General features: G+C 56.5%; 24 protein-coding genes and 1 pseudogene. 11 read left to right on the top strand and 14 right to left on the bottom strand.

Annotated elements, in window-relative coordinates:
* Nucleotides 1-30: 30 nt before the first annotated feature.
* Complete coding sequence (locus ACMXYH_RS12120; protein WP_134418588.1) at nucleotides 31-804, bottom strand: helix-turn-helix transcriptional regulator; 774 nt, start codon at nucleotides 802-804, stop codon at nucleotides 31-33.
* Nucleotides 805-916: 112 nt separating this feature from the next.
* Between ACMXYH_RS12120 and ACMXYH_RS12115 the strand changes: the two genes are divergently transcribed.
* Together ACMXYH_RS12115 and ACMXYH_RS12110 are read left to right on the top strand one after the other, a co-directional pair.
* On the top strand, nucleotides 917-2,020 hold the full coding sequence (locus tag ACMXYH_RS12115) for an extracellular solute-binding protein (RefSeq protein ID WP_415767208.1): 1,104 nt from the start codon (nucleotides 917-919) through the stop codon (nucleotides 2,018-2,020).
* Between the two features lie 204 nt (nucleotides 2,021-2,224).
* Entirely contained in the window at nucleotides 2,225-3,346 is a 1,122-nt protein-coding gene (locus ACMXYH_RS12110) for a P1 family peptidase (protein ID WP_415767207.1), read from the top strand.
* Here the strand turns inward: ACMXYH_RS12110 and ACMXYH_RS12105 are convergent.
* Complete coding sequence (locus ACMXYH_RS12105) at nucleotides 3,303-3,953, bottom strand: NAD(P)H-dependent oxidoreductase (RefSeq protein ID WP_415767206.1); 651 nt, start codon at nucleotides 3,951-3,953, stop codon at nucleotides 3,303-3,305. The two genes, ACMXYH_RS12110 and ACMXYH_RS12105, sit on opposite strands and share 44 nt — an antisense overlap.
* Before the next feature lie 86 nt (nucleotides 3,954-4,039).
* Between ACMXYH_RS12105 and ACMXYH_RS12100 the strand changes: the two genes are divergently transcribed.
* Complete coding sequence (locus tag ACMXYH_RS12100) at nucleotides 4,040-4,720, top strand: TetR/AcrR family transcriptional regulator (RefSeq protein ID WP_129436780.1); 681 nt, start codon at nucleotides 4,040-4,042, stop codon at nucleotides 4,718-4,720.
* A gap of 252 nt (nucleotides 4,721-4,972) precedes the next feature.
* On the opposite strand, the gene ACMXYH_RS12095 is transcribed toward ACMXYH_RS12100, so the two are convergent.
* Both ACMXYH_RS12095 and ACMXYH_RS12090 read right to left on the bottom strand, forming a co-directional pair.
* Entirely contained in the window at nucleotides 4,973-5,695 is a 723-nt protein-coding gene (locus ACMXYH_RS12095) for a GNAT family N-acetyltransferase (RefSeq protein ID WP_415767205.1), read from the bottom strand.
* Between the two features lie 393 nt (nucleotides 5,696-6,088).
* Nucleotides 6,089-6,658, bottom strand: a complete 570-nt coding sequence (locus tag ACMXYH_RS12090; RefSeq protein WP_129436782.1) for a YceI family protein — start codon at nucleotides 6,656-6,658, stop codon at nucleotides 6,089-6,091.
* A 206-nt stretch (nucleotides 6,659-6,864) separates the two neighbouring features.
* On the opposite strand from ACMXYH_RS12090, the gene ACMXYH_RS12085 reads away from it, so the two are divergent.
* The gene (locus tag ACMXYH_RS12085; RefSeq protein WP_415767204.1) at nucleotides 6,865-7,620 is read left to right on the top strand and encodes an SDR family oxidoreductase; all 756 of its coding nucleotides are present in this window, start codon (nucleotides 6,865-6,867) and stop codon (nucleotides 7,618-7,620) included.
* A gap of 1 nt (nucleotide 7,621) precedes the next feature.
* On the opposite strand, the gene ACMXYH_RS12080 is transcribed toward ACMXYH_RS12085, so the two are convergent.
* The 4 genes and pseudogenes from ACMXYH_RS12080 to ACMXYH_RS12065 form a co-directional block, all read right to left on the bottom strand.
* On the bottom strand, nucleotides 7,622-8,305 hold the full coding sequence (locus tag ACMXYH_RS12080) for a phosphoribosyltransferase (RefSeq protein WP_415767203.1): 684 nt from the start codon (nucleotides 8,303-8,305) through the stop codon (nucleotides 7,622-7,624).
* A gap of 95 nt (nucleotides 8,306-8,400) precedes the next feature.
* Nucleotides 8,401-9,759, bottom strand: coding sequence for an MATE family efflux transporter (locus tag ACMXYH_RS12075; RefSeq protein WP_415767202.1), 1,359 nt, complete (start codon nucleotides 9,757-9,759; stop codon nucleotides 8,401-8,403).
* A gap of 328 nt (nucleotides 9,760-10,087) precedes the next feature.
* On the bottom strand, nucleotides 10,088-10,657 hold the full coding sequence (locus ACMXYH_RS12070) for a DJ-1/PfpI family protein (RefSeq protein ID WP_415767201.1): 570 nt from the start codon (nucleotides 10,655-10,657) through the stop codon (nucleotides 10,088-10,090).
* A gap of 110 nt (nucleotides 10,658-10,767) precedes the next feature.
* A pseudogene (locus ACMXYH_RS12065) lies at nucleotides 10,768-11,388 on the bottom strand (tyrosine-type recombinase/integrase).
* 161 nt (nucleotides 11,389-11,549) lie between these two features.
* Between ACMXYH_RS12065 and ACMXYH_RS12060 the strand changes: the two are divergent.
* Nucleotides 11,550-12,581: an IS110 family transposase gene (locus ACMXYH_RS12060; RefSeq protein WP_415767200.1), complete on the top strand. Its 1,032-nt coding sequence runs from the start codon at nucleotides 11,550-11,552 to the stop codon at nucleotides 12,579-12,581.
* A gap of 324 nt (nucleotides 12,582-12,905) precedes the next feature.
* Here ACMXYH_RS12060 and ACMXYH_RS12055 read toward each other — a convergent pair whose 3' ends face one another.
* The 4 genes from ACMXYH_RS12055 to ACMXYH_RS12040 all read right to left on the bottom strand — a co-directional run bounded on the left by ACMXYH_RS12055 (nucleotide 12,906) and on the right by ACMXYH_RS12040 (nucleotide 15,166).
* Nucleotides 12,906-13,313 (bottom strand): hypothetical protein, encoded by a 408-nt coding sequence (locus ACMXYH_RS12055; protein WP_415767199.1) that lies wholly within the window; start codon nucleotides 13,311-13,313, stop codon nucleotides 12,906-12,908.
* 143 nt (nucleotides 13,314-13,456) lie between these two features.
* The gene (locus ACMXYH_RS12050) at nucleotides 13,457-13,927 is read right to left on the bottom strand and encodes a hypothetical protein (RefSeq protein ID WP_415767198.1); all 471 of its coding nucleotides are present in this window, start codon (nucleotides 13,925-13,927) and stop codon (nucleotides 13,457-13,459) included.
* 202 nt (nucleotides 13,928-14,129) lie between these two features.
* On the bottom strand, nucleotides 14,130-14,531 hold the full coding sequence (locus ACMXYH_RS12045; RefSeq protein ID WP_415767197.1) for a hypothetical protein: 402 nt from the start codon (nucleotides 14,529-14,531) through the stop codon (nucleotides 14,130-14,132).
* A 344-nt stretch (nucleotides 14,532-14,875) separates the two neighbouring features.
* Nucleotides 14,876-15,166: a hypothetical protein gene (locus ACMXYH_RS12040; protein WP_415767196.1), complete on the bottom strand. Its 291-nt coding sequence runs from the start codon at nucleotides 15,164-15,166 to the stop codon at nucleotides 14,876-14,878.
* A 1,199-nt stretch (nucleotides 15,167-16,365) separates the two neighbouring features.
* On the opposite strand from ACMXYH_RS12040, the gene ACMXYH_RS12035 reads away from it, so the two are divergent.
* The 3 genes from ACMXYH_RS12035 to ACMXYH_RS12025 all read left to right on the top strand — a co-directional run bounded on the left by ACMXYH_RS12035 (nucleotide 16,366) and on the right by ACMXYH_RS12025 (nucleotide 18,711).
* The gene (locus tag ACMXYH_RS12035) at nucleotides 16,366-16,638 is read left to right on the top strand and encodes a hypothetical protein (RefSeq protein WP_415767195.1); all 273 of its coding nucleotides are present in this window, start codon (nucleotides 16,366-16,368) and stop codon (nucleotides 16,636-16,638) included.
* 246 nt (nucleotides 16,639-16,884) lie between these two features.
* Nucleotides 16,885-18,078 (top strand): Fic family protein, encoded by a 1,194-nt coding sequence (locus tag ACMXYH_RS12030; RefSeq protein WP_415767194.1) that lies wholly within the window; start codon nucleotides 16,885-16,887, stop codon nucleotides 18,076-18,078.
* Between the two features lie 204 nt (nucleotides 18,079-18,282).
* Complete coding sequence (locus ACMXYH_RS12025) at nucleotides 18,283-18,711, top strand: hypothetical protein (protein ID WP_415767193.1); 429 nt, start codon at nucleotides 18,283-18,285, stop codon at nucleotides 18,709-18,711.
* 249 nt (nucleotides 18,712-18,960) lie between these two features.
* On the opposite strand, the gene ACMXYH_RS12020 is transcribed toward ACMXYH_RS12025, so the two are convergent.
* Nucleotides 18,961-19,815 (bottom strand): LysR substrate-binding domain-containing protein, encoded by an 855-nt coding sequence (locus ACMXYH_RS12020; protein ID WP_415767192.1) that lies wholly within the window; start codon nucleotides 19,813-19,815, stop codon nucleotides 18,961-18,963.
* Between the two features lie 106 nt (nucleotides 19,816-19,921).
* Here ACMXYH_RS12020 and ACMXYH_RS12015 point away from each other — a divergent pair, with 106 nt between their 5' ends.
* Nucleotides 19,922-20,569 (top strand): FMN-dependent NADH-azoreductase, encoded by a 648-nt coding sequence (locus ACMXYH_RS12015; protein ID WP_415767191.1) that lies wholly within the window; start codon nucleotides 19,922-19,924, stop codon nucleotides 20,567-20,569.
* Between the two features lie 67 nt (nucleotides 20,570-20,636).
* On the opposite strand, the gene ACMXYH_RS12010 is transcribed toward ACMXYH_RS12015, so the two are convergent.
* On the bottom strand, nucleotides 20,637-20,981 hold the full coding sequence (locus ACMXYH_RS12010; RefSeq protein WP_415767190.1) for a cupin domain-containing protein: 345 nt from the start codon (nucleotides 20,979-20,981) through the stop codon (nucleotides 20,637-20,639).
* 347 nt (nucleotides 20,982-21,328) lie between these two features.
* Here ACMXYH_RS12010 and gfa point away from each other — a divergent pair, with 347 nt between their 5' ends.
* Entirely contained in the window at nucleotides 21,329-21,907 is a 579-nt protein-coding gene (gene gfa, locus ACMXYH_RS12005; protein ID WP_415767189.1) for an S-(hydroxymethyl)glutathione synthase, read from the top strand.
* Between the two features lie 498 nt (nucleotides 21,908-22,405).
* A complete protein-coding gene (locus ACMXYH_RS12000; protein ID WP_415767188.1) occupies nucleotides 22,406-23,419 on the top strand; it encodes an acyltransferase family protein in 1,014 nt (337 codons plus the stop codon).
* Nucleotides 23,420-23,430 lie beyond the last annotated feature (11 nt).

Below are 23,430 nucleotides of genomic sequence, written 5' to 3'. Positions count from 1 at the left end.
GGCGAAGCCTGCGATCTTTTGATGTTGATTTCAATGCGGCTGCAACACCAAAGCAAATAACTCACCATGCCCATTCACATTGAGCTTGTGATAGAGATTGCGCCGGTGCACTTTCACCGTCTCCGGGGAAATGCCCATCTGCTGGGCGATGGCCTTGCTTGAGAAGCCCTGAAGAATCAGCCGTGCCGTTTCGATTTCCCGCACCGACAGGCGCGCATCGAAACGATCCAACAGGGTCGCCAGATCCCCGGCCACCGCTTCGGCGGCCGGTCCTTCCGGCGGCATCAATTGCAGGTGACGGCGCATCGCCGCCAGCACCCAATCGCGCACGCAAAGCAGGCGCCCCTGTTCCTCAAGCGTGAATCGCGTCGAGCGTCCCAACGACAAACCGAGCACGGCGCCCTCGACGTTGACCATGAACTGCAACTCGTCACCGCCCACCACAGTACGGAAATAGCTCAGGTAGTACTCGCTCTGCTGGAACTGGTCGGGGGCCACCGATTCGAGGCTGTGCAAGCCGTCGGCAATGCCGGCACAGGCGGCCTGATAAAACGGATCGAGCAGGTACATGCCGGCGCTGTAATCCGCCAGTTCTTCTTGCTCGGTAGCACCGCCCTTTGAGTCGAAGTCGATCAGCAGGCGCGGCACCCGCCCGGCCCGCATTACCGCGACCAACGCGTTGTCCATCGGCACCAGCAGCCGCAGCGTGTCGACCAGCGCACGCCAGAACCCGTCCTGCCCCAAGGCACCAAATACCCGCGCCAACCCTTGGTGCACCGGTAACTCTTTCAACAACGCGTCCACGCCCTACCCCTTTCGAGTAACCCATGATGGGAATGGGTGAGTCCACTCCCTGCCGATACGCTGCAAGCACCTGATCATCACCGGCCTGCAACAGGCCCAGGAGTGCCGCATCATGAGTCGTCACCGCTCGTATATCAATCTTGGACTGGGCACCTGTTTGTCGGTCTCGCTATCGGCGGTTGCCGCCGAGGGCCCGACGGTTCACGTCTACAACTGGTATGACTACATTGGCCCTACGACCCTGCAGGATTTCAAGCGTGACACCGGGATTGCGCCGGTCTATGACACCTTCGACAGTGCCGAAGTGCTGGAGGGCAAATTGCTCACCAGCCGCAGCGGATACGACGTGGTGGTGGCCAGCAACTTCAGCTTGCCGACCCTGATCAAGGCCGGCGCCCTTGCGCCTCTGCCCCACGCTCAGATGCCGGACTTCAAAAACATGGACGCTGACCTGTTGGCAAAACTGGCCAACAACGACCCGGGCAACCAGTACGCCGTGCCGTATCTGTGGGGCACCAATGGCATCGGCTACAACATCGACAAGGTCCGCGCCGCGCTGGGCGACAAGGCGCCGGTGGACTCCTGGGACCTGGTGTTCAACGAAGAAAACCTGGCCAAACTCGGCCAGTGCGGCGTGGCCATGCTCGACTCGCCGGCCGAGATGTTGCCGGTCACCCTGCACTACCTCGGCCTGCCCCCCAACAGCACCAACCCCGAGGACTACAAAAAGGCCGAAGCACTGCTGCTCAAGCTGCGTCCACACATCGCCTACTTCAACTCGTCCAAGTTCATCAGCGACCTGGCCAACGGCAACATTTGCGTGGCGGTGGGCTGGTCCGGCGCGATGCTGGAAGCCAAGACCAATGCCGAGCAGGCCAACAATGGGGTGAAAATCGCCTACAGCCTGCCGAAAGAAGGCGCGCCGGTGTGGTTCGACACCCTGGTGTTGCTCAAGGACGCACCACATCCGGAACAGGGTTTGGCCTTCATCGACTACCTGATGCGTCCCGACGTCATAGCGCCGGTCAGTGATCACCTCTCCTACCCCAACGGCAACCGCAGCGCGACGCCACTGGTGGCCGAAGCGACCCGCAACAATCCTGCCGTGTATCCGTCGGCCGAAGCCATGGCCACGTTATTCACGCTTCAGCCCTTGCCGCCCGCCACCGAGCGCGTGCGGACGCGGATCTGGAGCAAAGTCAAAAACGGTCAGTGAACCCGATGGGATCTGTAGCAGCTGTCGAGCTTGCGAGGCTGCGTTCGGCTGCGCATCAGTCGTAAATTCTGAAATCTCGGTCTACCTGGAACAACGCACTGCCTGATTTCACGACTGCTTCGCAGCCGAACGCAGGCTTCGCCAGCTGCTACAGGGATTGTGTTAGCCAATAATTTTTTGAATGAATTGAAGATGAGAGAAACGATGAAACCACGTGCCCGCGACCTGAACATCCAGTTCGGCCAACTGCAACCCGGCCCGCTCAACGCCATCACCGATGTGCCCGGCGTACGGGTCGGCCACAGCAATGTGCGAGGACGCACCGCGACCGGCCGCGACATCCTGACCGGCGTCACCGTGATCGAGCCGCGTGCCGGCTCTACCAGCCTGCAACCATGCTTTGCCGGCGTCCATGTGCTCAATGGCAACGGTGATGCGACCGGTCTTGAATGGATTCGCGAAGCAGGTCTTTTGACCAGCCCGATCGCCTTCACCAACACCCACAGCCTGGGTGTGGTGCGCGATGCGCTGGTGACGCTGGATCGCCAGAACCAGCCCAATGACGGGCGACTCTACTGGAACATGCCAGTGGTGCTGGAAACCTTCGACGGTCTGCTCAACGACATCAACGGTTTCCACGTGAAGCCTGAACATGTGGCCGAAGCCCTGCGCACGGCGGTGGGTGGTCCGGTGATCGAAGGCGCTGTCGGCGGCGGCAGCGGCATGATCTGCCACGAATTCAAGGGTGGGATCGGCACCGCTTCGCGACGTCTGAACAGTGCTCAGGGCGGCTGGACCGTCGGCGCCATCGTCCAGGCCAACCATGGCATCCGCAACGAACTGCGGGTCGACGGTTACCCGGTCGGGCGCTATATGGAAAAGGCCGACTCGCCATTTCTCAAGGCGTCCTTGCCGCATCCGGGTATGGGCTCGATCGTCGTCTGCCTGGCCACCGATGCACCGTTGCTGCCGCATCAGTGCACGCGCCTCGCGCAGCGCGCCAGCCTCGGCCTGGCCCGCACCGGCGGCGGCAATGAAGACCACAGCGGAGACATCTTCATCGCCTTCGCCACCGGCAATCAACACGTGCCGCCGGCCGCTTACGAGAGCAAGCGTGCGCCGACCACCGACAACCTGAGCATGGTCAACAACGACCACATCAGCGAGTTGTTCCTGGCCGCCACTGAAGCGGTGGAGGAAGCAATCATCAATGCCTTACTGGCCTCCGACACCGCCGAAGGCAATGGCCATGCGGTACCGGGACTGGATGCCGGGACGTTGCTCAACGCCTTGCGTCGGACGGGCTGGCCGGGTGAACAGGGCTAACAGGATTGAGGTGTCTGGATGCCGCAAAGAGCTCGCGACCGAAGCTTTTCGCGGCGTCCAGGTGCACCGTCGGGTCCTGAATTTCCGATTCAAGCAGCAGCTCGGACGTCACCACCCGCGCACCGCAATAATCAAAAATGCCATGGTCAATCTGCGTCCTCATGGCCTCGGCATAACCGTGCCGGGCGTAGGTTGCAGCGTCGGCACCGCCCACACCGATCAGGTGAATCCGCAGATGGCCAAGCTTCCTCTCCAGCTTGGCATCGGCAGTGAAATCGAACGCCCAGCCGTTGGCGAACACCCGATCAATCCAGCCCTTGAGCAGCGCCGGCATCGACCACCAATAGACGGGATAGACCAGCACCACCGCATCGGCGCGGTCTATCCGCGCTTGCTCGGCAACCACATCAGCAGGAGGCGGCGCTTCCCGGTGATGCACCGCCAGATCAGCGGCGCTGAACCTCGGATCGAACCCTTCGGCCGAGAGGTCGGCAATTTCAACGGTATGACCGGGATCGTCCAGGGTGATGCCCTGAGCGACTTGCGCAACCAGGCTATGGGTAAGCGAACGAGGATCGTGATGAGCCACAACGATAAGCGCGTGCATGCTGGAAACTCCTGATTGAGAGCACAAGGCGGACCTTATATACTCTTGGTAAGTTACGATCAGTAAGTTACTTTTGGTACATAGCCATGTCAACCACCGAAACAGACGCGCAAGATTCCACGCCGCAACCGCGACGACGAATGTCCCGGGAGGACCGCCAACGCCAGTTGCTGGACGTCGCCTGGCAACTCGTTCGGGAAGAAGGTACGGACGCGCTGACATTGGGGCGACTTGCCGAGCTAGCCGGGATCACCAAACCGGTGGTGTACGATCACTTCACGACGCGCCCCGGGCTGTTGGCGGCGCTCTATCAAGACTTCGATGCCCGGCAGACTGCACTGATGGATGCGGCGCTTCAGGACAGCGAACCGACTTTACCCGGCACCGCCAGGGTGATTGCTTCGTCATACGTCGACTGCGTGCTGCTTCAGGGCAACGAGATTCCCGGCGTCATCGCGGCACTGGCCAGCTCCCCGGAACTGGAGAAGATCAAGCGTGAGTACGAAGCGATCTTTCTCAATAAGTGCCGAACCGCCCTCGCCCCTTTCGCTGGCGTGGGTGAGATCAAGGCAGCGGGATTGCGGGCGATGCTCGGTGCGGCGGAAGCTTTGTCACACGCCGCCGCGAATGCAGAAATCAGCGCCGTGCAGGCACAGGACGAGCTGTACGAAACCATCATTGCAATGGTCGAAAGAAGTGCCCGTGGCGACGTTGGAAACATCGCGGAAACTGACACCAGAAAGATGGATTCGACTAGCGGTACTTGAGCGCCAACCCCCAACTTTCTACGATGATTCTACGCAGCCGCTTGTTTGCTCAAGCCCCTGCGTAAGTGGTGAGTAAACTGAACCCCCAACAAGCTCACCACTTGTTTCATGCGCATCTTGAGCCTCAAGGGCTCTACTTCCTCCCCATCAAAGAGCGTTGAGGCTCTTTTTTAACTGCGCGAAATCCAGACATGAAAAAGCCCTTGGCGCGTTGTCCGCACCAAGGGCTTTTTTTGCGTTGAGTCGAAGCAACTAGACCAACCGCAGTCGAGGTGAAGGAGCTGGCACCGCCCCTTCACCCAATCGCTCCCGAACAAACTCATTCACCTTGCGCGTCATCTGGTCCAGATGCCGGTCACGCTGTTTTTCCGCATCGAGCATGGCTCGCTTGCCGTGTTTTTGCAGCAGGTACGTATGAATCTGTCGCACCTCGAGCGAGCTGTAGATCGACGCCACGTCCAGCACGGCCATCAAGCCATCAGTGCCGTGATCGCGGGTGTTCATCAACACCTGAGTCGCGCGCACGCCCACTACCTGAAACCCCATAGCCTCAAAATAAGGAACCTTGGCGACCGCGCACGTCAGCTCGGCATGAGGGTAGCGGCCGACCATCTCCCGCAGCATCTTTCGGGCGACACCCTGACGCCGATGGCTGGCACTCACCACCATATACGCAACACCGCATGCATCGGGATCGTCCTTGACCGGCAGGTACAGCAAGAAGCCGACGACCTTCTCGGGGTCGTCTTCGTCGGTCGCGACGAGCAATTCCACCGCAATCCCTTTCGCCCCGTTCAACGCCTCCAGATACAGGTGAACCTCGTAGCCGATCGCGTACTGGTACACGTTGTACAACAGGTTGCTCGGCGCGATAGCGATCATGCTGATGTCGGTCAGGTAATCGACCACCATCTGCAGGATCTGGCTATTGATGTGCTCGGGGCACGGGGTTTTGAAATGGGTGATCTGGGGCATTCGTGGCTCTGACTCTGGGGCGGACGTGAAGAGTGTGTTCGCGGGCGTGCCTATCATAACGTGCTGACGTGACCGAAGGTGGTGTGTCAGTCGACAGCAATGCTGGATGCCCAGGTCCCATCGCGAGCAAGCTCGCTCCCACATTGGATCTGTGGCGTTCACAAATCCCCTGTGGGAGCGAGCTTGCTCGCGATGAGGCCAGAGGCGACACAACTAAACGGTAGCTTTAAACCCCTCCTCCCGCTGCCATGCCCGCGCCTGAATCACATCCAGAACGGCGCACCCTTCGCGTGTCAGCAGATGCACCGCGCGGGAGCGTGGGAATGATCGTCGGCCGCCATTGATGAGCCCGCCTCATGACTCGCAATGACCACTTGGGACCCCGCATGCGTGTTACCGCTGCGGCGCAACCATCCGAAACCGGATATTGATCTTGTCGGAGACGACACCGTCGGCCCATTCGCCCTCACCGACTTTGAAGTCGCTGCGCTTGAGCGTTAACTGCCCATCGAAAATCCCGATGGCGTTCTCGGCCTTCAAGAGGACCGGCACCTCCACTTCACGCGTGATCCCCCTGAGCGTGAGTTTGCCGGTGATCGAGTAACGGTTGTTGCCCAGTACCTTCACGCCGGTCGACACAAACTTCGCCACAGGATACGTTGCCGTGTCGAACCAGGCCGGTTTTTTCAGTTCGCTGTTAGCGTCGCTGCTTCCGGCATCGATGCTGTCGAGCTGGATGGTGAGCGCGGCCCGGCCTGCTGATGGTTTTGCCGTGTTGAAATCAAGCGTGGCCTCGAACTTGCCGAACGTGCCGTATACCCGCGAGGAGAACTGTTTATACGTGAAGGAGATCGTGCTTGCGGTTTCATTGACCTGCGTGTATTCGACCGCCTGGACGCAAGGCATCGCGCCGAATGCAAGGGCGGCAACCAGCACGGCGCAGGTCGGGAATCGGTGTTTCATGGGATTCTCCGGTTGGGCTCCCGTCATGAGCTGAGGCGCCGCACACGTGAGCCAGCGATAGGTGGACTAAAGCAAACAAACGCCCTTAATTCCACCTGGCGCTCAGACTTCCGACCACCTGTCGGCCCACGCAAGTGTCCGCCCCGATAGGGCCGCTGTCCGGGTGTTTAATGACTGTCCCAACACACCGCATCGGGAGACCGGCCATGAAATTCGTCATCATTGGAGGAAGCGGGCTGATTGGCAGCAATGTCTGCAAGAACCTCCAGAATCAGGGGCATGAAGTCATATCAGCATCACCGAGTACCGGCATCAACGTCATCACCGGCGAGGGCCTGGCGGACGCGCTCAAGGGCGCCGACGTGGTGGTCGACGTGGCCAACTCCCCCTCATTCGAGGATCACGCGGCGTTGCATTTCTTTGAGACCGCCGGGCATAACCTGTTCGCTGCCGAGAAGGTTGCCGGCACCAAACACCATGTTGCCCTGTCAGTCGTCGGCACCGAACGGATGCTCGACAGCGGATATTTCCGAGCCAAAATGGCCCAGGAAAAACTCATCAAGGCATCGGGTGTTCCCTACACCATCCTGCGCGCCACGCAGTTCTTCGAGTTCATTGGTGCCATTGCTTACTCAGGTCGCGAGGACGGCAACACCATCCATTTATCGTCCGCCGCGTTGCAACCGGTGGCCTCGGTGGATGTCGCGGCCGCACTGACGGCTATCGCTCAAAAAGCGCCGATCAATCAGACCGTGGAAGTGGCCGGGCCGGATCGCCGACCCATTGTCGAATTCGTGAGTGAGTACCTGAAACATACCAAGGACCCGCGCGAAGCCGTTTCGGATGACACGGTTCCTTACTTCGGCGCCCCGATCAATGACAAGTCCCTCACGCCAGACGATAACCCCATTGTCGGAGCGACCCGGTTTGAAGATTGGCTAGAGATCGCGCATCCCTCTTGAGTCACCACTGCTGAGCGGCGCTGGACTCTCGCAGCCACGCCCGCTGCAACAACTTGATGACCTCAGCATCCGAGGTCTGAGTAAAGTCCATGTACCAACGACTGATCGACATCATCCAGTCGGGAATGATCGGGCATATCAGCTCATCCACCTCGCTGCGCAGCGCCTCCGCCGTCTCAATCGGCGCCACCGGCACGGCGATGACAATGCGAGACGGCGCATGCACACGCACCGCGTGGATCGCCGCCATCATCGAGGCGCCTGTCGCCAGGCCGTCGTCGATCAGGATCACCACCTGATCCTTGAGTTGCACAGGCGCGCGCGTTCCCCGGTAAACCTGCTCGCGACGTAGCAGCTCCCGGGTTTCCCGTGCGACGACGTCATCGAACGTGGCCGGGTCAATCGGGTGAACCCGCAGCGCGTGCTCATTGAGGATTTGGATGCCGCCGCTGGCGATGGCGCCCATGGCGAGCTCCTGATGGGACGGAACCCCGAGCTTGCGGACCAGCATCAAGTCGAGGCGAACCTCCAGGGCAGAGGCCACTTCATAGGCGACCGGAACACCGCCTCGGGGCAAGGCGAGGACGATGACATCGGGTCTATGCGCGTATTTGAGTAACGGCTCCACCAGACGTCGACCGGCCGCGGCCCGGTCCTGCAGGATGGTGGGCGATGAGGGACTCATTTGAAAACCTCCTCAGGCGATCACGCCTGTCGGTTAGCATCACACGGTCACCAGAGATTGTCAGTCTGAAGGTGGCCGACAGCAAGTCCACCCGCCTACACCAACCGCTCAATCTTCTGATGCTGCCAGACCATCTTGTAATACGCCGTCTGCAACACAAGCATCCCCAGATACGCCACCGGAAACGCCATCCACACACCCTGCAACCCGAAGTGCCCGTCCAGCGCATACGCCACCGGCAACTGCACCCCGACCACACAAATAATCGAAATCGCCATCGGCACCAGCACCGATCCACTGGCGCGCATGATGCCGCCGACAATCGCCTGGAAGCCGAACACCAACAGACTCCACAGCATGATGTGCAACAGGTGTTCCGCCATCGCCCGGGTGGAATCATCCGTGAGGAACAACCCCAGCAACCAGTGCGACAACAGGTAACCCAACACCACCAAACCACCGGTCAGGCACACGTTGATCAACAGCCCCGTGCGCAAAATCGGCCCCATCCGCTCAAGCCGCCCTGCCCCAATCGCCTGAGCACCGAGGATCGACGCCGTGATCGCAATCGACAGCGCCGGAAACTGCACGTAGTTGACGATCTGCGTCACCGCGCCATACGCCGCCGTCGCCTGCGAACCGTGCTGATTCACCAGCGCCAGAATCACCAGCTCCGACACCGACAACACCACCATCTGCAACCCGGTCGGCAACCCGATGCGCAACACCTTGCCGAGAATCACCAGATCCAGCCGCATCGCCGCAAACATCTCCCGATCCGGCGCCAACGGATGCCCCTTGCGAATCAACCGCCACGCCAGCCACCCCATCGCCGACAAATTACCCGCCAACCCCGCATACGCCGCACTCTGAATCCCCAGCATCGGCAACCCGAACCAACCCCGAATCAACGCCGGCGTCAGCGCCAACCCGATACAGGTCGACACCACCAACGCAATCAGCGGCGACACCGTATCGCTCACCCCGCGCAGCAGTTGAGTGAACAGCACGTAGACCAGCAGCGACGGCATGATCCACATCATCACGTGGGCGTAGGACACGGCATCGTCCAGCACGTCGGCCGGTGTGCCCAAACCCTGCAACGCGGGCCTTGCAAACACGCTGCCGAGTACTGCCGCTGTCAGGCCGATCATTGCGCCTAACAGCAAGGTTGTGCCGGCGATGGTCTTCACCAGATGCGGCTCACGTGCGCCCCAGGCTTGGCCGATGAGCACGCCAGCACCCGCGCCGAGGCCGATGACCAGAGCGATGAAGAAGAAGACGATGGGGAACATGCCGGAGACGGCAGCCAGGGCTTGGGTGCCGAGCATTTGGCCGATGTAGATGCTGTTGATGGTGCCCGACATGGATTGGAGGAAATTGGAGAGGACCATGGGGGCCAGGAAAAGGAGGTAGGTTTTCCAGAGAGGGTGTTGGGTGGCGGGGGTTTGCATTGAGGGTCCGTCTCGGGGGGCTGTCTTCCAGGAAATTCTACGCTAGAGAACCGGTACCAACGCGCTCCTATTTCAACGAATTTGGTCGTATAGCAACGTCTGCTTTTGGCCGAGGCTGTGTAAAAACGTTTTCGATCTGCGGAGGTAGACGAAAACAGCCCAAAAATCGCGTCCCTACGCAAATTTCAGGTCTACTTACCAAACGGTCGACGCCAGATTTCACGTAGTAACGCTGACTTCAAAGTGACGAATGCGTTTTTACACGGCCTGGGCCATGACCGGCCACTCGAACACATCACCTGATCGGCTGTTTTGTAGGACGAAGCAGTCACCGATGTTCCGCTGCCAACATTGACCTGAATTGAGAAGTGATCTCTGAAGATAGCCCGGCACCTTCGAACACTGCGCAGGTGAAGCTAACGGGTGCAGCGCCTGGAGCAGTTATGATGCGGTCTGCAACCACAGCCACTGGACTGCTTCGATAAAGCGTGCGCCCCTCATAACCTACGGCATTCTGTTGTAAGAAGTCAGCGCTGTTCGATGTATGAGGAACCGTGTCGAGAAGCCCGGCCCTCGCAAGTGCCAGCGTTCCCCCACAGATACCGGCAATTGTCGCTCCACTTGAACGACTAGCATGAAGAAACTCTCGAATATCCGGTGCTTCTGCACGTTCCCAGACCATTCCTCCAATGACGACAACAACGTCCGGTTTCCAGTCCAGACATTGTTGCAAACTGCTATCGACAGTTACAGCCAATCCACCCTGCGAGCGGAACTGCCCCGAAGCAGAAGCGAAAAACCTGACGTCGATCCCGTAAAACGGAGACGCAGTTCCAGCAATGAAAGCATATTCCCAGTCCGCAAAACCGGGTGTCAGTATCAATCCCACGCGTGCCATCAGTCAGAATCCTCCATGAATGCAAATAACATATGGCGACAACACACATACATCAAGGGCTGCTTTGGGTCGGACAGCGACGGTCTAGCATCGACCGTCGCAGTGGGTGGTCAGACTTCCGTCTGTTCCGCCATTTCCAGGGCGTCATCGACCTCGATTCCCAGGTATCTGACGGTGCTTTCAAGCTTCGTATGACCAAGCAGGAGTTGGACAGCTCTCAGGTTCTTCGTCCTGCGATAGATCAGCGATGCCTTGGTTCTCCGTAGCGTGTGAGTACCGTACATGGTTGGGTCAAGGCCAATGGCTGTCACCCACGCTTTGACTATTCGAGCGTATTGCCTGGTGGAGAGATGATCTGAGCCGTGCAACCGGGTCGGAAACAAGAAATCCTCACTGCGGAGGTGGGCCTGATGCATCTAAGCCTCCAGAACCGTTCGGGTTTGCTCAGTGATTTCAAATTGCACTGGGTGCTGAGTTTTCTGCTGCATCACGATGGCCCGTGACGACACATGTTCCCCATGGGCTATGTCTCGTACTCGCAACTTGGTTAAGTCACAGGCACGCAGCTTGCTGTCGATAGCCAAGTTGAAGAGAGCCAGATCCCGTGTCTTCTCCGCGAGCTGGAGTCTGACCCGGATGGCCCAGATATCTCTGACTCGGAGAGGGACTTTCTGCCCGACAAGCTTTCCCTTGTTCCAAGGCTGGTGGCTGTATGTAGCAATAGTATTCATGGCTTGTCCTCCACGTTGAGGGAGGACAAGGGTGGATCAGTCACAGTGCGTGGGGGGCGCTATCCGACCCAAAGCAATGGGATGGACTCCTCCTCACTTCGGCATCTTGAGTGCCAGACTGAAGGTGCGAACCACAGTCAACAGTGAGAAGGAGTCCACACATGAAGCTTATGCGCATTGGGGTTGACCTGGCCAAGAACGTGTTTCAGATCCACGGTGTGGATTGCCATGAGAAGCCGGTCTGGCGGCAGCGGCTACCACGTGATCGCTGGCTTCAAACGGTGCTGGAAAAGGTCGAACCTGGTTGTGAGATCGGCATGGAGAGTTGCGGTGGAGCCCATCATTGGGCGCGGCAACTCGAAGCTCTCGGATTTCGAGTCAAGCTGATCGCCCCCCAGTTCGTTAAACCTTATGTCAAAAGCAACAAGAACGACGCGAACGATGCCGAGGCGATCTGCGAAGCGATGAGCCGTCCCAGCATGCGCTTCGTCGCCATCAAGACGATCGAACAACAGGATATCCAGGCGACGCATCGCATCCGGGCCGGCTTAATCGAACAGCGGACGGCCAAAGCCAATCAGATCCGTGGGCTGGTCGCCGAGTACGGTCTCGTTGCACCGAAGGAATTGCTGATGCTGCGTCGTGCAATACCGTGCTGGCTAGAGGATGCGGATAACGGTTTGACAGCACGCTTTCGTCGTCTGCTGGATGGTTTGTGGGACGACCTTCGTGCGCTGGATGGGCGTGTATGCAAGCTCGACGGCGAGATCACTGCGATCGCGACAAACGAGCCGTCCGCCGTTCGCCTTCAACAGCTGCGCGGTGTCGGTCCAATGATCGCCACAGCGCTCGTCGTCGCTCTCGGTGATGCCCGTCAGTTTGCCAATGGCCGACAGTTTGCCGCCTCGCTGGGGCTGACACCGAGGCAACACAGTTCTGGTGGTAAGGATCGACTGCTCGGTATCAGCAAGCGCGGTGATACGTATCTGCGAACATTGATGGTGCATGGCGCGCGCTCGGCGCTACGCACAGCCAAATCCAAAGAGGATCGACTCAGCCAGTGGGCCGTTCGTTTAGCCGAGCGATCACATCCCAATGTGGCCGCTATTGCGCTGGCCAACAAAACTGCACGCATGGCTTGGGCGATGCTGCGTCACGGCACTAATTACCAACCGAATCAGGCAGCGGCCTGATCTATTTACCCGACGTGTTCTACGAGAGAAACAACTCTTAACCACGATTGCGAAGCAACCTGAACGATGGCAAACCGGTCGAACCGGCGTCGGCAAAACCCTCGAATGTCCAAGTGCGAAAAGCACGAAAAAGCGATCGGGAGCCGGCGCGCGAATAGCCCATCATGGCCCTGCATCGAAACGATGCCGTATTTAGAGGCCGAATATACGTGTGCAGTCGGCACGGGAGCCAAAGCAACGGGGCTTGCAATGAGGAGGAGTCCATATACGGACGTTCAAGCCATGGAAAACAGATCCGCCTCAGCCTGGTCATTGCCCCTGAAACTAAGCGTCAGATGGTTTTTTGGCCAGCCCAATGGCTGTGGTCATATGCGGCACTGCATAGGCCTTGTACCAATGATTCATTCCCGCAATAGCTTTCTGAGCCGGTGCCGTGTCGGCCGCCCCGACCAACTCCGCGCAAGCCTGCGCCATCGAGACAAGAATACGGGCCGCTTCAGGTACATAGGGAAGGTCATTCCCAGCTTCATGACGCTCGCGAATAATCTGGTAGCGAATATTCTCTGGTAGGGTCCAGGCGCTGATTAAAAACTCCTGAACTGAGTAATCAACGCCGTTGATTTCAACGGTTGCGGAGCGATGTTCCTCATTAAATCCTGCCGCTTCGATCTGCTCGCAGCTATCGATAACAGTGTTCAGCATTTCTCGAATTTGTCGCCAGTCGGTTTTCATTCAAATTCCTTTTCGATGTTGGTCTTCAGGATACGCCGAGTGTATTTCTGTCGACTGCTTTTGGCCGATAGTTACCTGCCATAGTTAGCAGCGCCCGCAGCAGTTTTCCAGTTCCTGCTCCTCGGCGAGTTCGATCTAGCCTGCTACAGTTTTTTCTCAATTGCGTCGATCGCTGCCACATAAGAATCATTTCCAATCCCGACTTGCCCCCACACCTCTCGTTCTTCTCCTCCTTGACGGTCATATTGTTCATCCGCATCCCAGAGAGTGAGTATCTGGTTCGGAAAACAGTATTCATATCGGTCGAAATCATGGGGTCCGGAACCGTCCGAGGCGGCCATCAGAGCAAACAGTTCACTCGCAGAGACTGCGAAAACATTGACCCCTTTGAACATGTAGGTGATCGGCGAGTTTCCCGAGACGCCTATGAACCAGACTTCATCGTCTGGGCTGTACGAAAGTTGCATGGACGCTTTGCTGAAGTAATCGACGCCGCCATGGGACTGCTCAAGTGGGTACCCACCCACGGACATTGCTTCCCTTGCCGCTGCGCGAGAAGCGCCAAGCATCACGGGGCCGACTGCACTTAGCGGGGAAATTTCAAAAACTGGCATTCACGAAGCTTCCGAAAAAGGAATAGCCTAATCACTGACTGGGTACGATTTCAAGAAATTAAAGCGCCTTTCCTACAGGCCGCTAATGGCCGGCTCCTGCCGATTGCAACAGACCGCAGCCGGCGAGAAGCAGCTCTTCGTGGAGCCTACGAAAATGGGGGCGACCCATAGAGTTGTTATGGCTGAGCATTTAGTTAGTGATTTATTCTTGATAGACTATGTGGTTTTTAATTACTGCAGTAGATTGAACTTCGATTGCGCTACACTTAATTGAATTTTTGGTTAAAAAATCTACAGCTTGCGCCTGCTCTTTTAAAGATAAAGCCTCGGTGGCTTGGCGTTGAATTTCTTCGTTCAGATTTTTTGCTAGTGTTTCATATGAAGAGCTGAACTGGTGTGATAGGGCGTAATGCGTTGTGAATTTTGACTCATACTCTTTCTTGGCTTCTGGCTTAATCAAAACTTGTGCGGCCGCATAAAACGCGGCGCAGTTTGTATTAGCTATTGCAAGAGGCTCAAGACTCAAGTCTTTCTGATCCGCTGATGCGTTGTAAGTAATTACTGAAAGTGAAAATAAAATTATCTTCAGATGCTTGCGTTTCATGTCTTTAGATCCGGCATAACTACAAATAAACCCTAAACGTGGGGGGGGGGCGCTTCACGAGCTTGGTGGCTAACATTCCTTGTCCTCTCTGCTACCCCTGCCTAGGCTGGACCTTGCAGCGGTCCGATAACCACATAAGAGAGTTATACCAGGGATGGAAAGCCACGGTTGCTCTCGCAGATGTACGAGCAAATTCATCTCAAACACTACACGATTCGCTTTGCGCGAGTCTATTGCGACTTTCCACTCCTGGCCGCTTTCTGCCTGTCACGACCGCTCGAAATCGACCCTTAGCCGTCATTCGGCTGCGGATTGACGAACATTACCCAGATGTCTTGGGATGTTTAGTGCTTCGAAGCCTGAATGGCTGCTTCGAGCAAAGGGCCCGTGATCCGGCGGCCATTGTAATCATCGACAAAGTAATTGATTCGGTTAGCCAGGTGCTGAATGGATAGCCAGCCCAAGCCTCGGTAGTCGCGCAATTCCTCGTCGTTGAGCTTAATCAGACATTCGTAACTCACAAAAGACGCCTCGCAGTTGACGAGGACATAGATTGAGCCATCTCCTGCGCGAAGAAGCCGCCAGTAGTCGTCCGTTGTGTGATATGTCGCAGGCGCGAGCTGAACCAGATCCATGTTTGATTTTCGTACGCTACCTTTCAGTCTCTAACCATAACATGACTGCGAGCGCACGATTCTCGAATGCCCGCTATTGGCCGATTGTGCCCGTTGCGAATGCCTGCAATAGGGCTGTTGAATTACCTTTTAGAACGCCGCCGCATCGTTGATAGCTGCCTCATATGCATGCTTCTCAAATGTGAAGGGGCCAACACCGTCTATGATTTGAGGCTCTTCATAGCCGTTCTCGTAAAGCAAAGGAATCCCACGTGAAACAGTCATCGTTTTGGCTAACATATACTGAGTAGGCGCCACACCCGATGTCGCCGCACTCGGGGCAGATGTAAAGGAGGATGCGACCACTTTCTGTTTCAGCGTGTTCGCGTAAAAGTAGGCGAGAGTTAGATAGGCTGTTTGGCTCCGGGAAGCCCTTGACGAAACAGCCCATGAAATCTGAATGACCACCATCAGCCAAGACGAGAGCATTGAGCAACGAACGTTCGTTAATCAGAAAATCGATGGAGAATCGTTCGGCCACGGTGCAGCCATTTGAGGAGCTTCCCGGACGAAACAACTGTTGAAATGTGAGGGAACTGGTGTCCACTCCTGCGAACCATTTTATGCACTGAATGTGCGTGGGATTACATACAACATTGAAGGGGGGTACAAGGCAAATTTCATCGGGTGATTGACCGCTTTTGGCCCAGAGTGTGTAAAAACGCTTCGCCAAAATTGAGGTGTGCGCGTCTACGTTAAATCTGAAATTTATCGGCACCTCAGCAGATGTGGATTTTGCGTAGAAGCGCGATTTCCAGTCCGGTTTTGAGTACCTGTCGCGCTGAAAAACGTTTTTACACAGTCTCGGCCGATAGCAGTCGCCCGCGGAAGGGGCATAACGGTCCTAGGACCACCATAAAAATTCCTACACAAACCTCGGAATCCTCACCTTTCCCGCCGTTCTGATGAGGCCTATAGTCCATCTCGTCGCCCAAAATGGCGATTCGGGTTTGGCGACCCGAGATACGAATGCGAGGGCCGCCTGCTCATTTGTAGGCGTCGTCGCAACTGCAAAACCGCTGTACTATGGCGGTTGCGCGCGGGAGACCTTCGGGTCTGCCGGTTTTCGTTCCCGGTTCGCCAACCTGCGCGCAACTGCCACCCTATTCGTTTGGCGACGATCTGTTGGCGGTCTCATCTAACTGAACGAGATCTCACCTATGGAAAGATACATGCCTCTCACCGGAATCGACCTGATCCCGGCCTCCCTGCTCATCGACACCCAAGCCCCACTCGACGTCCTGCAAGCCATGGCCGATTACCGCATCCGCACGGTCACGCAGGTGCTGGAGAACATCGCCTACCGCGGCGAACTCGGTTGCGACACGGTAGTTCTGTCGGACTTCTCCAAACTGCTGGCTATTCCGTTACGCGACGGCTGTGACTTGATGGACGTGATCGGCCGGCGCTTGCGAACGCAGGTGAAGGAGTAAATGAAAACGGGCGCCTCAATGGGCGCCCGTTTTTTTTGCAGCTGCGGTCTGTGCGTAAACGCCGCTGGCAGATCCATTCGGGCCCCCATTTGACCGAAGGCACTTCACAAAAATATGTGAAATAAAATGTGAAGATAATTTTGATTACAGAGCCTCGTAAACCCTTGGAGCCCAATAAATTAGCGCTTGTTCATCAAGTCAGTATGTGAAATAAAATGTGAAGCCTTTCATACGGTAAAAACCGCTATGTCCCTGATCACATCAAAATCCTGGCTCGACCCGATTCTCCCGGACGCATTGCCTCCTTCAATCATTGCTCTCGCGGACGCGCTGCCGAGAAAGACACAATTTCTAGCCGGACGCCTGCCGCCTGAAACCGCTGCACGCCTCGGCCGTCTGCTGCAAATCACCAATACGTACTACTCGAACCTGATCGAAGGGCAATACACCGAGCCCGCCGAGATGCAAAAAGCGCAAGCGGCACCGGTCAAAGATCGCAAACAGCTTAAAAACCTGGCGGTTGAACAGATGGCGGTGCAAGCGTTGCTCGAACGGGTATTGCGCCAGCGCGCGCCGTTTGCCTGGGGTGACATGTTCGCACCTGAGCTTGTGAGCACAGCACACAAACGGCTTTTTAGTGGTGCAAGTGACGCGGAACGAACACTGTCAGATGGCTCGATCATGCAGCCCGGTATTCTGCGGTCGGTAACTGGTCAGAACGTTGTCGTTGGCAATCATGATGCACCGGACGCTTGTGCTGTAGACGGAATGCTGCGACACCTTCAGGCCGGCTTCGGCCGACAGACAGACTCCCGCCGTCAGCTTATTTCTGCGCTTGCCTACCATCATCGCCTCGCTTGGGTTCACCCCTTTGCAGACGGGAATGGTCGGGTTGCTCGGTTGGTCACTCATCTTCAGTTGGTGAGTTTGGGGCTGAAGCCAACGTTATGGTCACTGTCTCGCGGCCTTGCAAGGCAACACCAGAATTACTACACCGCCCTGACCATGGCCGACCGCCGAAGAGAAGGCGATCTGGACGGACGCGGCCAGCTGTCTCAGCGACGCTATTTCGAATTCATCGAGTTCATGCTGCAGGTTTGTCACGACCAGGTCGATTACATGACCGCCGCAGTGGACCCGTCTCAGCTTCGAGAGCGCGTGATACGCGCGTTTCACTACAACGAAAAACTTTTACAAGAAGGCATTCGCCCGGAAAGTGCGCCAGCAATCATTGCGCTAATCACCCAAGGAAGCCTGCCGCGCAACGAAATAAAGACCTTCACTGGCCTTACACCACGCCCGGCAATCGATGAGCTTTCGCGGCTAATCAAAGTCGGCCTGGTGGAAAGCCGAACGCCTAAATCCCGGATCGTCACGCCCGGTCTGCCGGCTTGGTTTGCCCAAGATATTTTTCCGGATTTGCATCAACGGTTTCAGTAATTGGAATGAATGAAAACGGGCGCCATCAAGGCGCCCGTTTTTTGTGTCCATGATCAAAGTGGTTCACCCGCATCCAACCGACGGATAAAAGGTGACTAGGATTAAAGGTGACAGATCGATTTAAAGTGTTTTTGGCGAATGGCGTTATGAAGCAAAGCAGTATGTCGCTCTGATACATTCGCCTTTTTTCAGGAGGGAAAAATTATGCGAAGGATTATCGCAACGGGGGCGCTCTTGCTGGCCTTGGGCGGGTGCGCAACATCACCTATGCGGGTGTCTGAAGCGCGGCCAGTGCCGGCCAGTGAGATGTACGCGATCAAAAGCCAGGGTACGCAAGATCCGGGACGCCTGACCATTTTCCGTGATGACGGGTTTGTCGGTTCGGGATGTGACGCCGTGTTCTACATCGATGGTCAACGCGCAGCCAAGATAGGTCCCGGTCAGAAGGCATCTTTCGTTTTGCCTGCCGGTGAAGTGAACCTCGGCACCGGGCTCGCCGAGTCTGGATTATGTGCTGGTGCCGCGATCAAAACTGTTTTGGCCAACATCAAGCCAAGGAAAGAAGTGATTTATCGAATCAACTGGGATACGCAGGCTTTCTATTTAGGCCCTTACGTTGAATATGGACGTTGAGCCCAGACAGTTCCGGCCTGTTTCGCACGCCACACCGCCTAATAGTGAGTGAGGAGTTGAACAAGATTTGATGCGTTACGCAGCGAAGCCGCAGCGCTCGCCAGTGCCATAAAACGTGCGCAGTGAAATAAATGGCCGGCCTCCCCACCTTTCGGATGCGGCCCTGCAATGCTGTTGTTCGGGTGCGCAGTCACTGACTCGTATTGAGGTCGCTACCCAAGACGTTCAAGCAGGCCCTCAAAATGAAAATCAAGCCCTGCGCGTGGCGCAATACTCCACAATCAGCTGAGTAACCGCCGCCACAATCGCCTGATCCGCGTCAGGCGAGGTGAACAGCCGACATTGCGCATCCGGCAAATCCGGCAATCCTTGTTCCACCCCAATAGCCGCCAATCCTTGCCCCAACTGACTGAGTGGCATGGGCGCTACCGCGAAGCCTGCCAGGGCCGCCGCCCGCAACCCGGCAGTGCTGCTGCACAACATCGCCGTGCGTTGGGCGATCCCCGCCTGCGCCAGCCTCGTCAGCGCGGCCTCGCGATAAGGGCACGGGTCGGGGAACAGGGCCAGCGGCAACGGCGTTGGTAACCGGACGACGGGTTGCGCCGACCAGGCCCACACCAGCGGTTCTTGCCATAGCAACAGCCCCGCTTCGCTGGTTTCGCACAGCGAACCGATGACCACCTCCAGATGCCCTTGCTTCATCAGCGCCAGTAACGTACCCGGAATGTTCACCTGCACCTCGATCTCCATCCCGGGGTACTGCGCCGCGAAATCCTTAACAGTGCGCAGTAATCGAGACTCGACAAAATCTTCGGACACGCCGATCCGCAGCCGCCCGTGAAACGGCGTGCGTGTCAGGTCGGTCCAGGCATCACGGTTCAGCGCGAGGATTGTGCGCGCATAAGAGACCAGGCGCTCGCCATCGGCCGTCAGTTGCTGGGAACGGGTGGTACGCGTCAACAGGGGTTTACCAATCTGTTCTTCCAATCGCCGCACGTGGCCACTGACCGCCGACTGAGTCAGGTGCAGCTTCTGGGCTGCACGGCTGAAGCCGTCTTCATCGACGACAGTGACAAATGTCTTGAGCAGCAGAGCATCGAACATAGTTTTATACGTGATCAATCGAGTAGTAATTTACGATTTATATTTCAAATCCAGCTATGTTGCAATGCTCACACCTGCCCTGCCTCCCCATCATTCAAGGTGTGCCATGACGACTCTTCTCCATATTCAGTGTTCTCCACGCAAGCAGCGTTCGGCTTCCCTCGAAGTCGCCCGCAGCTTCATTGCGCGTTATCAAGCCAACACCCCGGACACCGAAATCATCACCCTCGACCTCTGGAACATGGCTCTGCCGGAATTCGATGATCTGGCCATGGAGGCCAAATACGCCGGGCTCAATGGCACGCCGTTGACCGCCGCACAACAAGACGCCTGGAGCACGTTAAAAGCGTTGGCAAGTCACCTGCACCGCGCGGATGTAATCGTGATGTCCGTACCGCTGTGGAATTTCAGCATCCCGTACAAACTCAAGCACTTCATCGACCTGGTATCGCAGAAAGACATCCTGTTCAGCGTTGACCCGGAACGCGGTCTGGAAGGCATGCTGCACAACAAACTCGCCGTGGTGATGTACGCCCGCGGCCTGGATTTTTCGGCGCAGTCGATCACACCGGCGGAGCGCTTCGACTTCCAGATGCCCTACGTGGAAGCCTGGCTGAAATTTATCGGCGTCACGGATGTGCAATCGGTGATTGTGGAGAAAACCATCCTGGGGGAAGACGTTGATCTGCGCGCGCGTGAGGACGCGACTCAGCAGGCCCGGAACCTGGCAGACAGTTTGTCGCTGACGCTTTAGGCCCACTGCTGTTGAGGCAAGCCTTGACTCGAGACCGGCTAATGGGTGTCCCCTTTTGGTCCTGAGCTTACTCTTGCCTGACAATATCGACCGAGATCTCCACCGCCGCAATCGTGCCTCTGTTCTCAAGCCAGTGAGTGGTGTTCCTGTCCTCAGGCCAGCCCACTCCCTGCCCATAATCCGTGGCGACTCCATTTCGATGGTCAGTGATTGTTCCTTGCAGAATGTAGACGGTGCCGGGTCTGTCTATATGGTTGTGAATCGGCCCGAAGACGCCTCCAGGCTCGATGGTCACCCTGCGCATTCTAAGTTGGCGCCCTGCCATACCCTCGATCTCAGGGCCCAGGTCAATCGTTGCCAGTAACTTCACCGTGACCCCTTTCGTCTCAGGTGCCACCTGTTCGTTGCTCATCGCGCGCTCCCCTCTGTGTATACAAGGCCTAACTAGAAGTAGAGACCCTAAAAGGTGTGATCAGTCGGGAGGCGACAAAAGGTCGAAGACACCACGGTAATGAAGTCCGTCTCTACAAACGATCCGCTGCGTGACCATTGATGCGTCAAGTGGGGTACCGCGCCTGGCTCACGCCGGCGTTCTGAATTCGGCACACTCACCCGTGCGCTGGCCCGAGCCACGCTCGAGGCGTCATCGCAGACTATTCTTGAACTAGGTAACCGACCGGTCGCACCGAAGGAGGTCACTCGTTTATGCACAGTGTCCTTTTCGAAATCCGCCTGACACCCTGAAACGGAGACGCCAGCATGAGCACCTTGCAACTTCACCCTGCACTGGACAATGGTATCCAACCCGCCGCCGCGAATTTCGCAGGTGGCACCCTGCAATGCCTGTGTGCGACCGACAAGGTCGAGGTCAAGATCGACGCACAAACCCTGCATAACCACGCGTGCGGCTGCAGCAAATGCTGGAAACCACAAAACGCGACATTCGCCGTCATTGCCGTAGTACCTCGGGATAAGGTCAGCGTCATTGCCCACGGCGAAAAACTGGAAATTGTCGACGAAACCGCCACCATCCAGCGGCACGCCTGCAAGCAGTGCCACGCCCATCTCTTCGGGCGCATCGGGAACAAGGACCATGCGTTTTATGGCCTGGACTTCGTCCACACCGAGCTTTCGCCGCAGAGCGGATGGGCTGCGCCGGGATTCGCGGCGTTCGTGTCCTCCATCATCGAAACCGGCACACCGCCAGCGCAAATGAAGGCCATCCGTGAGCGCCTGCGCTCGATCGGCCTGGAACCCTATGACTGCCTGTCCCCGGACTTGATGGACGTACTGGCGACTCATGTCGCCAAACAGAAAGGCCTGCTCCCCGCCGCCTGATTGATCGGTCGCCGTGGTTTCTTTTCCGGACCGCGGCTCCGATTCACCTTTGATGTTGTGCGCCCCACATAATTAACTGGGGGGCTGTGGGCATGAAGACAACGGGTTACGCCAGTTTTCAATTCCGCTCGTACCAATTTTGTACCAACCCAACTTTTCGCTATGGCTAACTGCATCTGCATCAGGCAGATACGGCCAAAAGCCGCCGGTCAGGGTATCTACCAAAAGGGGGCGATTCACTTAGCGCCAAGCTATCGAGCAACGTCAAACAAGTAACGTCAAAAAACCAGTCATTCAGCGAATTCCTCCCGACTGGAATTTTTTCATGGCGTGAAGTGTAAAGTGCAAAAGGTGTCCTAGACTACAGGCTTAAATGGTCTGAACTCATGAATTTTTCACCGCTGTAACTACTGGATTTTTATATGAATTCAGACAGTCTTCAGACGTGGCACTGCCTTTATCGAATGCCCTCTATCGACCCAAGAGCGGGATGCAAATATGAATAGTAGTTCCGTAGAGGGCTCTCGATTCAGCGTACTTGATGGATGGCGCGGCATAAGCATCTTGCTTGTCTTGGCGTGCCACCTGCTACCTCTTGGCCCAAAGCCTTGGCAATTTAATGCCGCCGCAGGCGTTATGGGAATGGCTATATTTTTTACGCTCTCGGGTTTCCTGATAACAAATTTTCTGCTCAACAACAGCAGCGTCGTTGATTTTTTAATTCGCAGAATCTTTCGGGTTGTGCCTCTCGCCTGGTTGTACATGCTCATTGCTTTACCTGTCATGAACAGCACTTCGGATTTCTACATCGCAAACTTTCTGTTCATTGCCAACTGGCCGCCTATGTGGCTTGGCAGTGTAAACGGCCACCTATGGAGTTTGTGCATGGAGGTCCAGTTCTATTTCGCCATCGCTTTGCTGGTATTTCTGATGAGAAACAAGTGGGTAGTGCTAATCCCTTGTCTCTGCATCGCCGTCACGATGTACCGAGTCATGAATGATGTCCATGTCGCAATCAACACTTATTACCGCATTGATGAAATACTTTCTGGATGCATACTTGCACTGATATACAACAATAGACTGGGCAACATCCTTGCCAAACTTCCGACACAAACGGGGATCGCACAAATATTTTTATTCCTCCTGTTTGTCTTGTCCTGTCATCCCGATGCGGGCTTCATGAACTACTTCCGCCCCTATCTTGCTACAGCAATGGTGGGGAGCACGTTACTCAATAGCCGGACACGAGTTGCCCAGATTCTGAATAATCGCGTTCTATTTTATATCGCCACCATCTCGTACGCGCTCTACGTTGTTCATCCGCTGCTAATACATACTTGGCTGGGTAGCGGAGATACCGTCATAAAATATTTGAAGCGCCCTTTGTTGTTCGCCGCCATTTTTCTCACCGCGCATATCTCGACCTTCTATTATGAAAAATGGTGGATTGCTTTTGGTAAGAGATTTGCCAAGAAAGTAGCTAGCCAATCTGTTACATCGATCGGTTGAATCCTGGCAGG

The organism is Pseudomonas frigoris (genome assembly GCF_047758635.1).
GTDB lineage: Bacteria > Pseudomonadota > Gammaproteobacteria > Pseudomonadales > Pseudomonadaceae > Aquipseudomonas > Aquipseudomonas frigoris.
The sequence above is the reverse complement of the archived record's forward strand: the minus strand, read 5'-3'. Positions and strand labels throughout refer to the sequence as shown.

Bases quoted from the DNA above. Each gene is read 5' to 3' on its own strand.
- ACMXYH_RS12115 (WP_415767208.1), top strand. From the start codon at position 917: ATGAGTCGTCACCGCTCGTATATCAATCTTGGACTGGGCACCTGTTTG.
- ACMXYH_RS12110 (WP_415767207.1), top strand. From the start codon at position 2,225: ATGAAACCACGTGCCCGCGACCTGAACATCCAGTTCGGCCAACTGCAA.
- ACMXYH_RS12105 (WP_415767206.1), bottom strand. From the start codon at position 3,953: ATGCACGCGCTTATCGTTGTGGCTCATCACGATCCTCGTTCGCTTACC.
- ACMXYH_RS12100 (WP_129436780.1), top strand. From the start codon at position 4,040: ATGTCAACCACCGAAACAGACGCGCAAGATTCCACGCCGCAACCGCGA.
- ACMXYH_RS12095 (WP_415767205.1), bottom strand. From the start codon at position 5,695: ATGCCCCAGATCACCCATTTCAAAACCCCGTGCCCCGAGCACATCAAT.
- ACMXYH_RS12090 (WP_129436782.1), bottom strand. From the start codon at position 6,658: ATGAAACACCGATTCCCGACCTGCGCCGTGCTGGTTGCCGCCCTTGCA.
- ACMXYH_RS12085 (WP_415767204.1), top strand. From the start codon at position 6,865: ATGAAATTCGTCATCATTGGAGGAAGCGGGCTGATTGGCAGCAATGTC.
- ACMXYH_RS12080 (WP_415767203.1), bottom strand. From the start codon at position 8,305: ATGAGTCCCTCATCGCCCACCATCCTGCAGGACCGGGCCGCGGCCGGT.
- ACMXYH_RS12075 (WP_415767202.1), bottom strand. From the start codon at position 9,759: ATGCAAACCCCCGCCACCCAACACCCTCTCTGGAAAACCTACCTCCTT.
- ACMXYH_RS12070 (WP_415767201.1), bottom strand. From the start codon at position 10,657: ATGGCACGCGTGGGATTGATACTGACACCCGGTTTTGCGGACTGGGAA.
- ACMXYH_RS12060 (WP_415767200.1), top strand. From the start codon at position 11,550: ATGAAGCTTATGCGCATTGGGGTTGACCTGGCCAAGAACGTGTTTCAG.
- ACMXYH_RS12055 (WP_415767199.1), bottom strand. From the start codon at position 13,313: ATGAAAACCGACTGGCGACAAATTCGAGAAATGCTGAACACTGTTATC.
- ACMXYH_RS12050 (WP_415767198.1), bottom strand. From the start codon at position 13,927: ATGCCAGTTTTTGAAATTTCCCCGCTAAGTGCAGTCGGCCCCGTGATG.
- ACMXYH_RS12045 (WP_415767197.1), bottom strand. From the start codon at position 14,531: ATGAAACGCAAGCATCTGAAGATAATTTTATTTTCACTTTCAGTAATT.
- ACMXYH_RS12040 (WP_415767196.1), bottom strand. From the start codon at position 15,166: ATGGATCTGGTTCAGCTCGCGCCTGCGACATATCACACAACGGACGAC.
- ACMXYH_RS12035 (WP_415767195.1), top strand. From the start codon at position 16,366: ATGGAAAGATACATGCCTCTCACCGGAATCGACCTGATCCCGGCCTCC.
- ACMXYH_RS12030 (WP_415767194.1), top strand. From the start codon at position 16,885: ATGTCCCTGATCACATCAAAATCCTGGCTCGACCCGATTCTCCCGGAC.
- ACMXYH_RS12025 (WP_415767193.1), top strand. From the start codon at position 18,283: ATGCGAAGGATTATCGCAACGGGGGCGCTCTTGCTGGCCTTGGGCGGG.
- ACMXYH_RS12020 (WP_415767192.1), bottom strand. From the start codon at position 19,815: ATGTTCGATGCTCTGCTGCTCAAGACATTTGTCACTGTCGTCGATGAA.
- ACMXYH_RS12015 (WP_415767191.1), top strand. From the start codon at position 19,922: ATGACGACTCTTCTCCATATTCAGTGTTCTCCACGCAAGCAGCGTTCG.
- ACMXYH_RS12010 (WP_415767190.1), bottom strand. From the start codon at position 20,981: ATGAGCAACGAACAGGTGGCACCTGAGACGAAAGGGGTCACGGTGAAG.
- gfa (WP_415767189.1), top strand. From the start codon at position 21,329: ATGAGCACCTTGCAACTTCACCCTGCACTGGACAATGGTATCCAACCC.
- ACMXYH_RS12000 (WP_415767188.1), top strand. From the start codon at position 22,406: ATGAATAGTAGTTCCGTAGAGGGCTCTCGATTCAGCGTACTTGATGGA.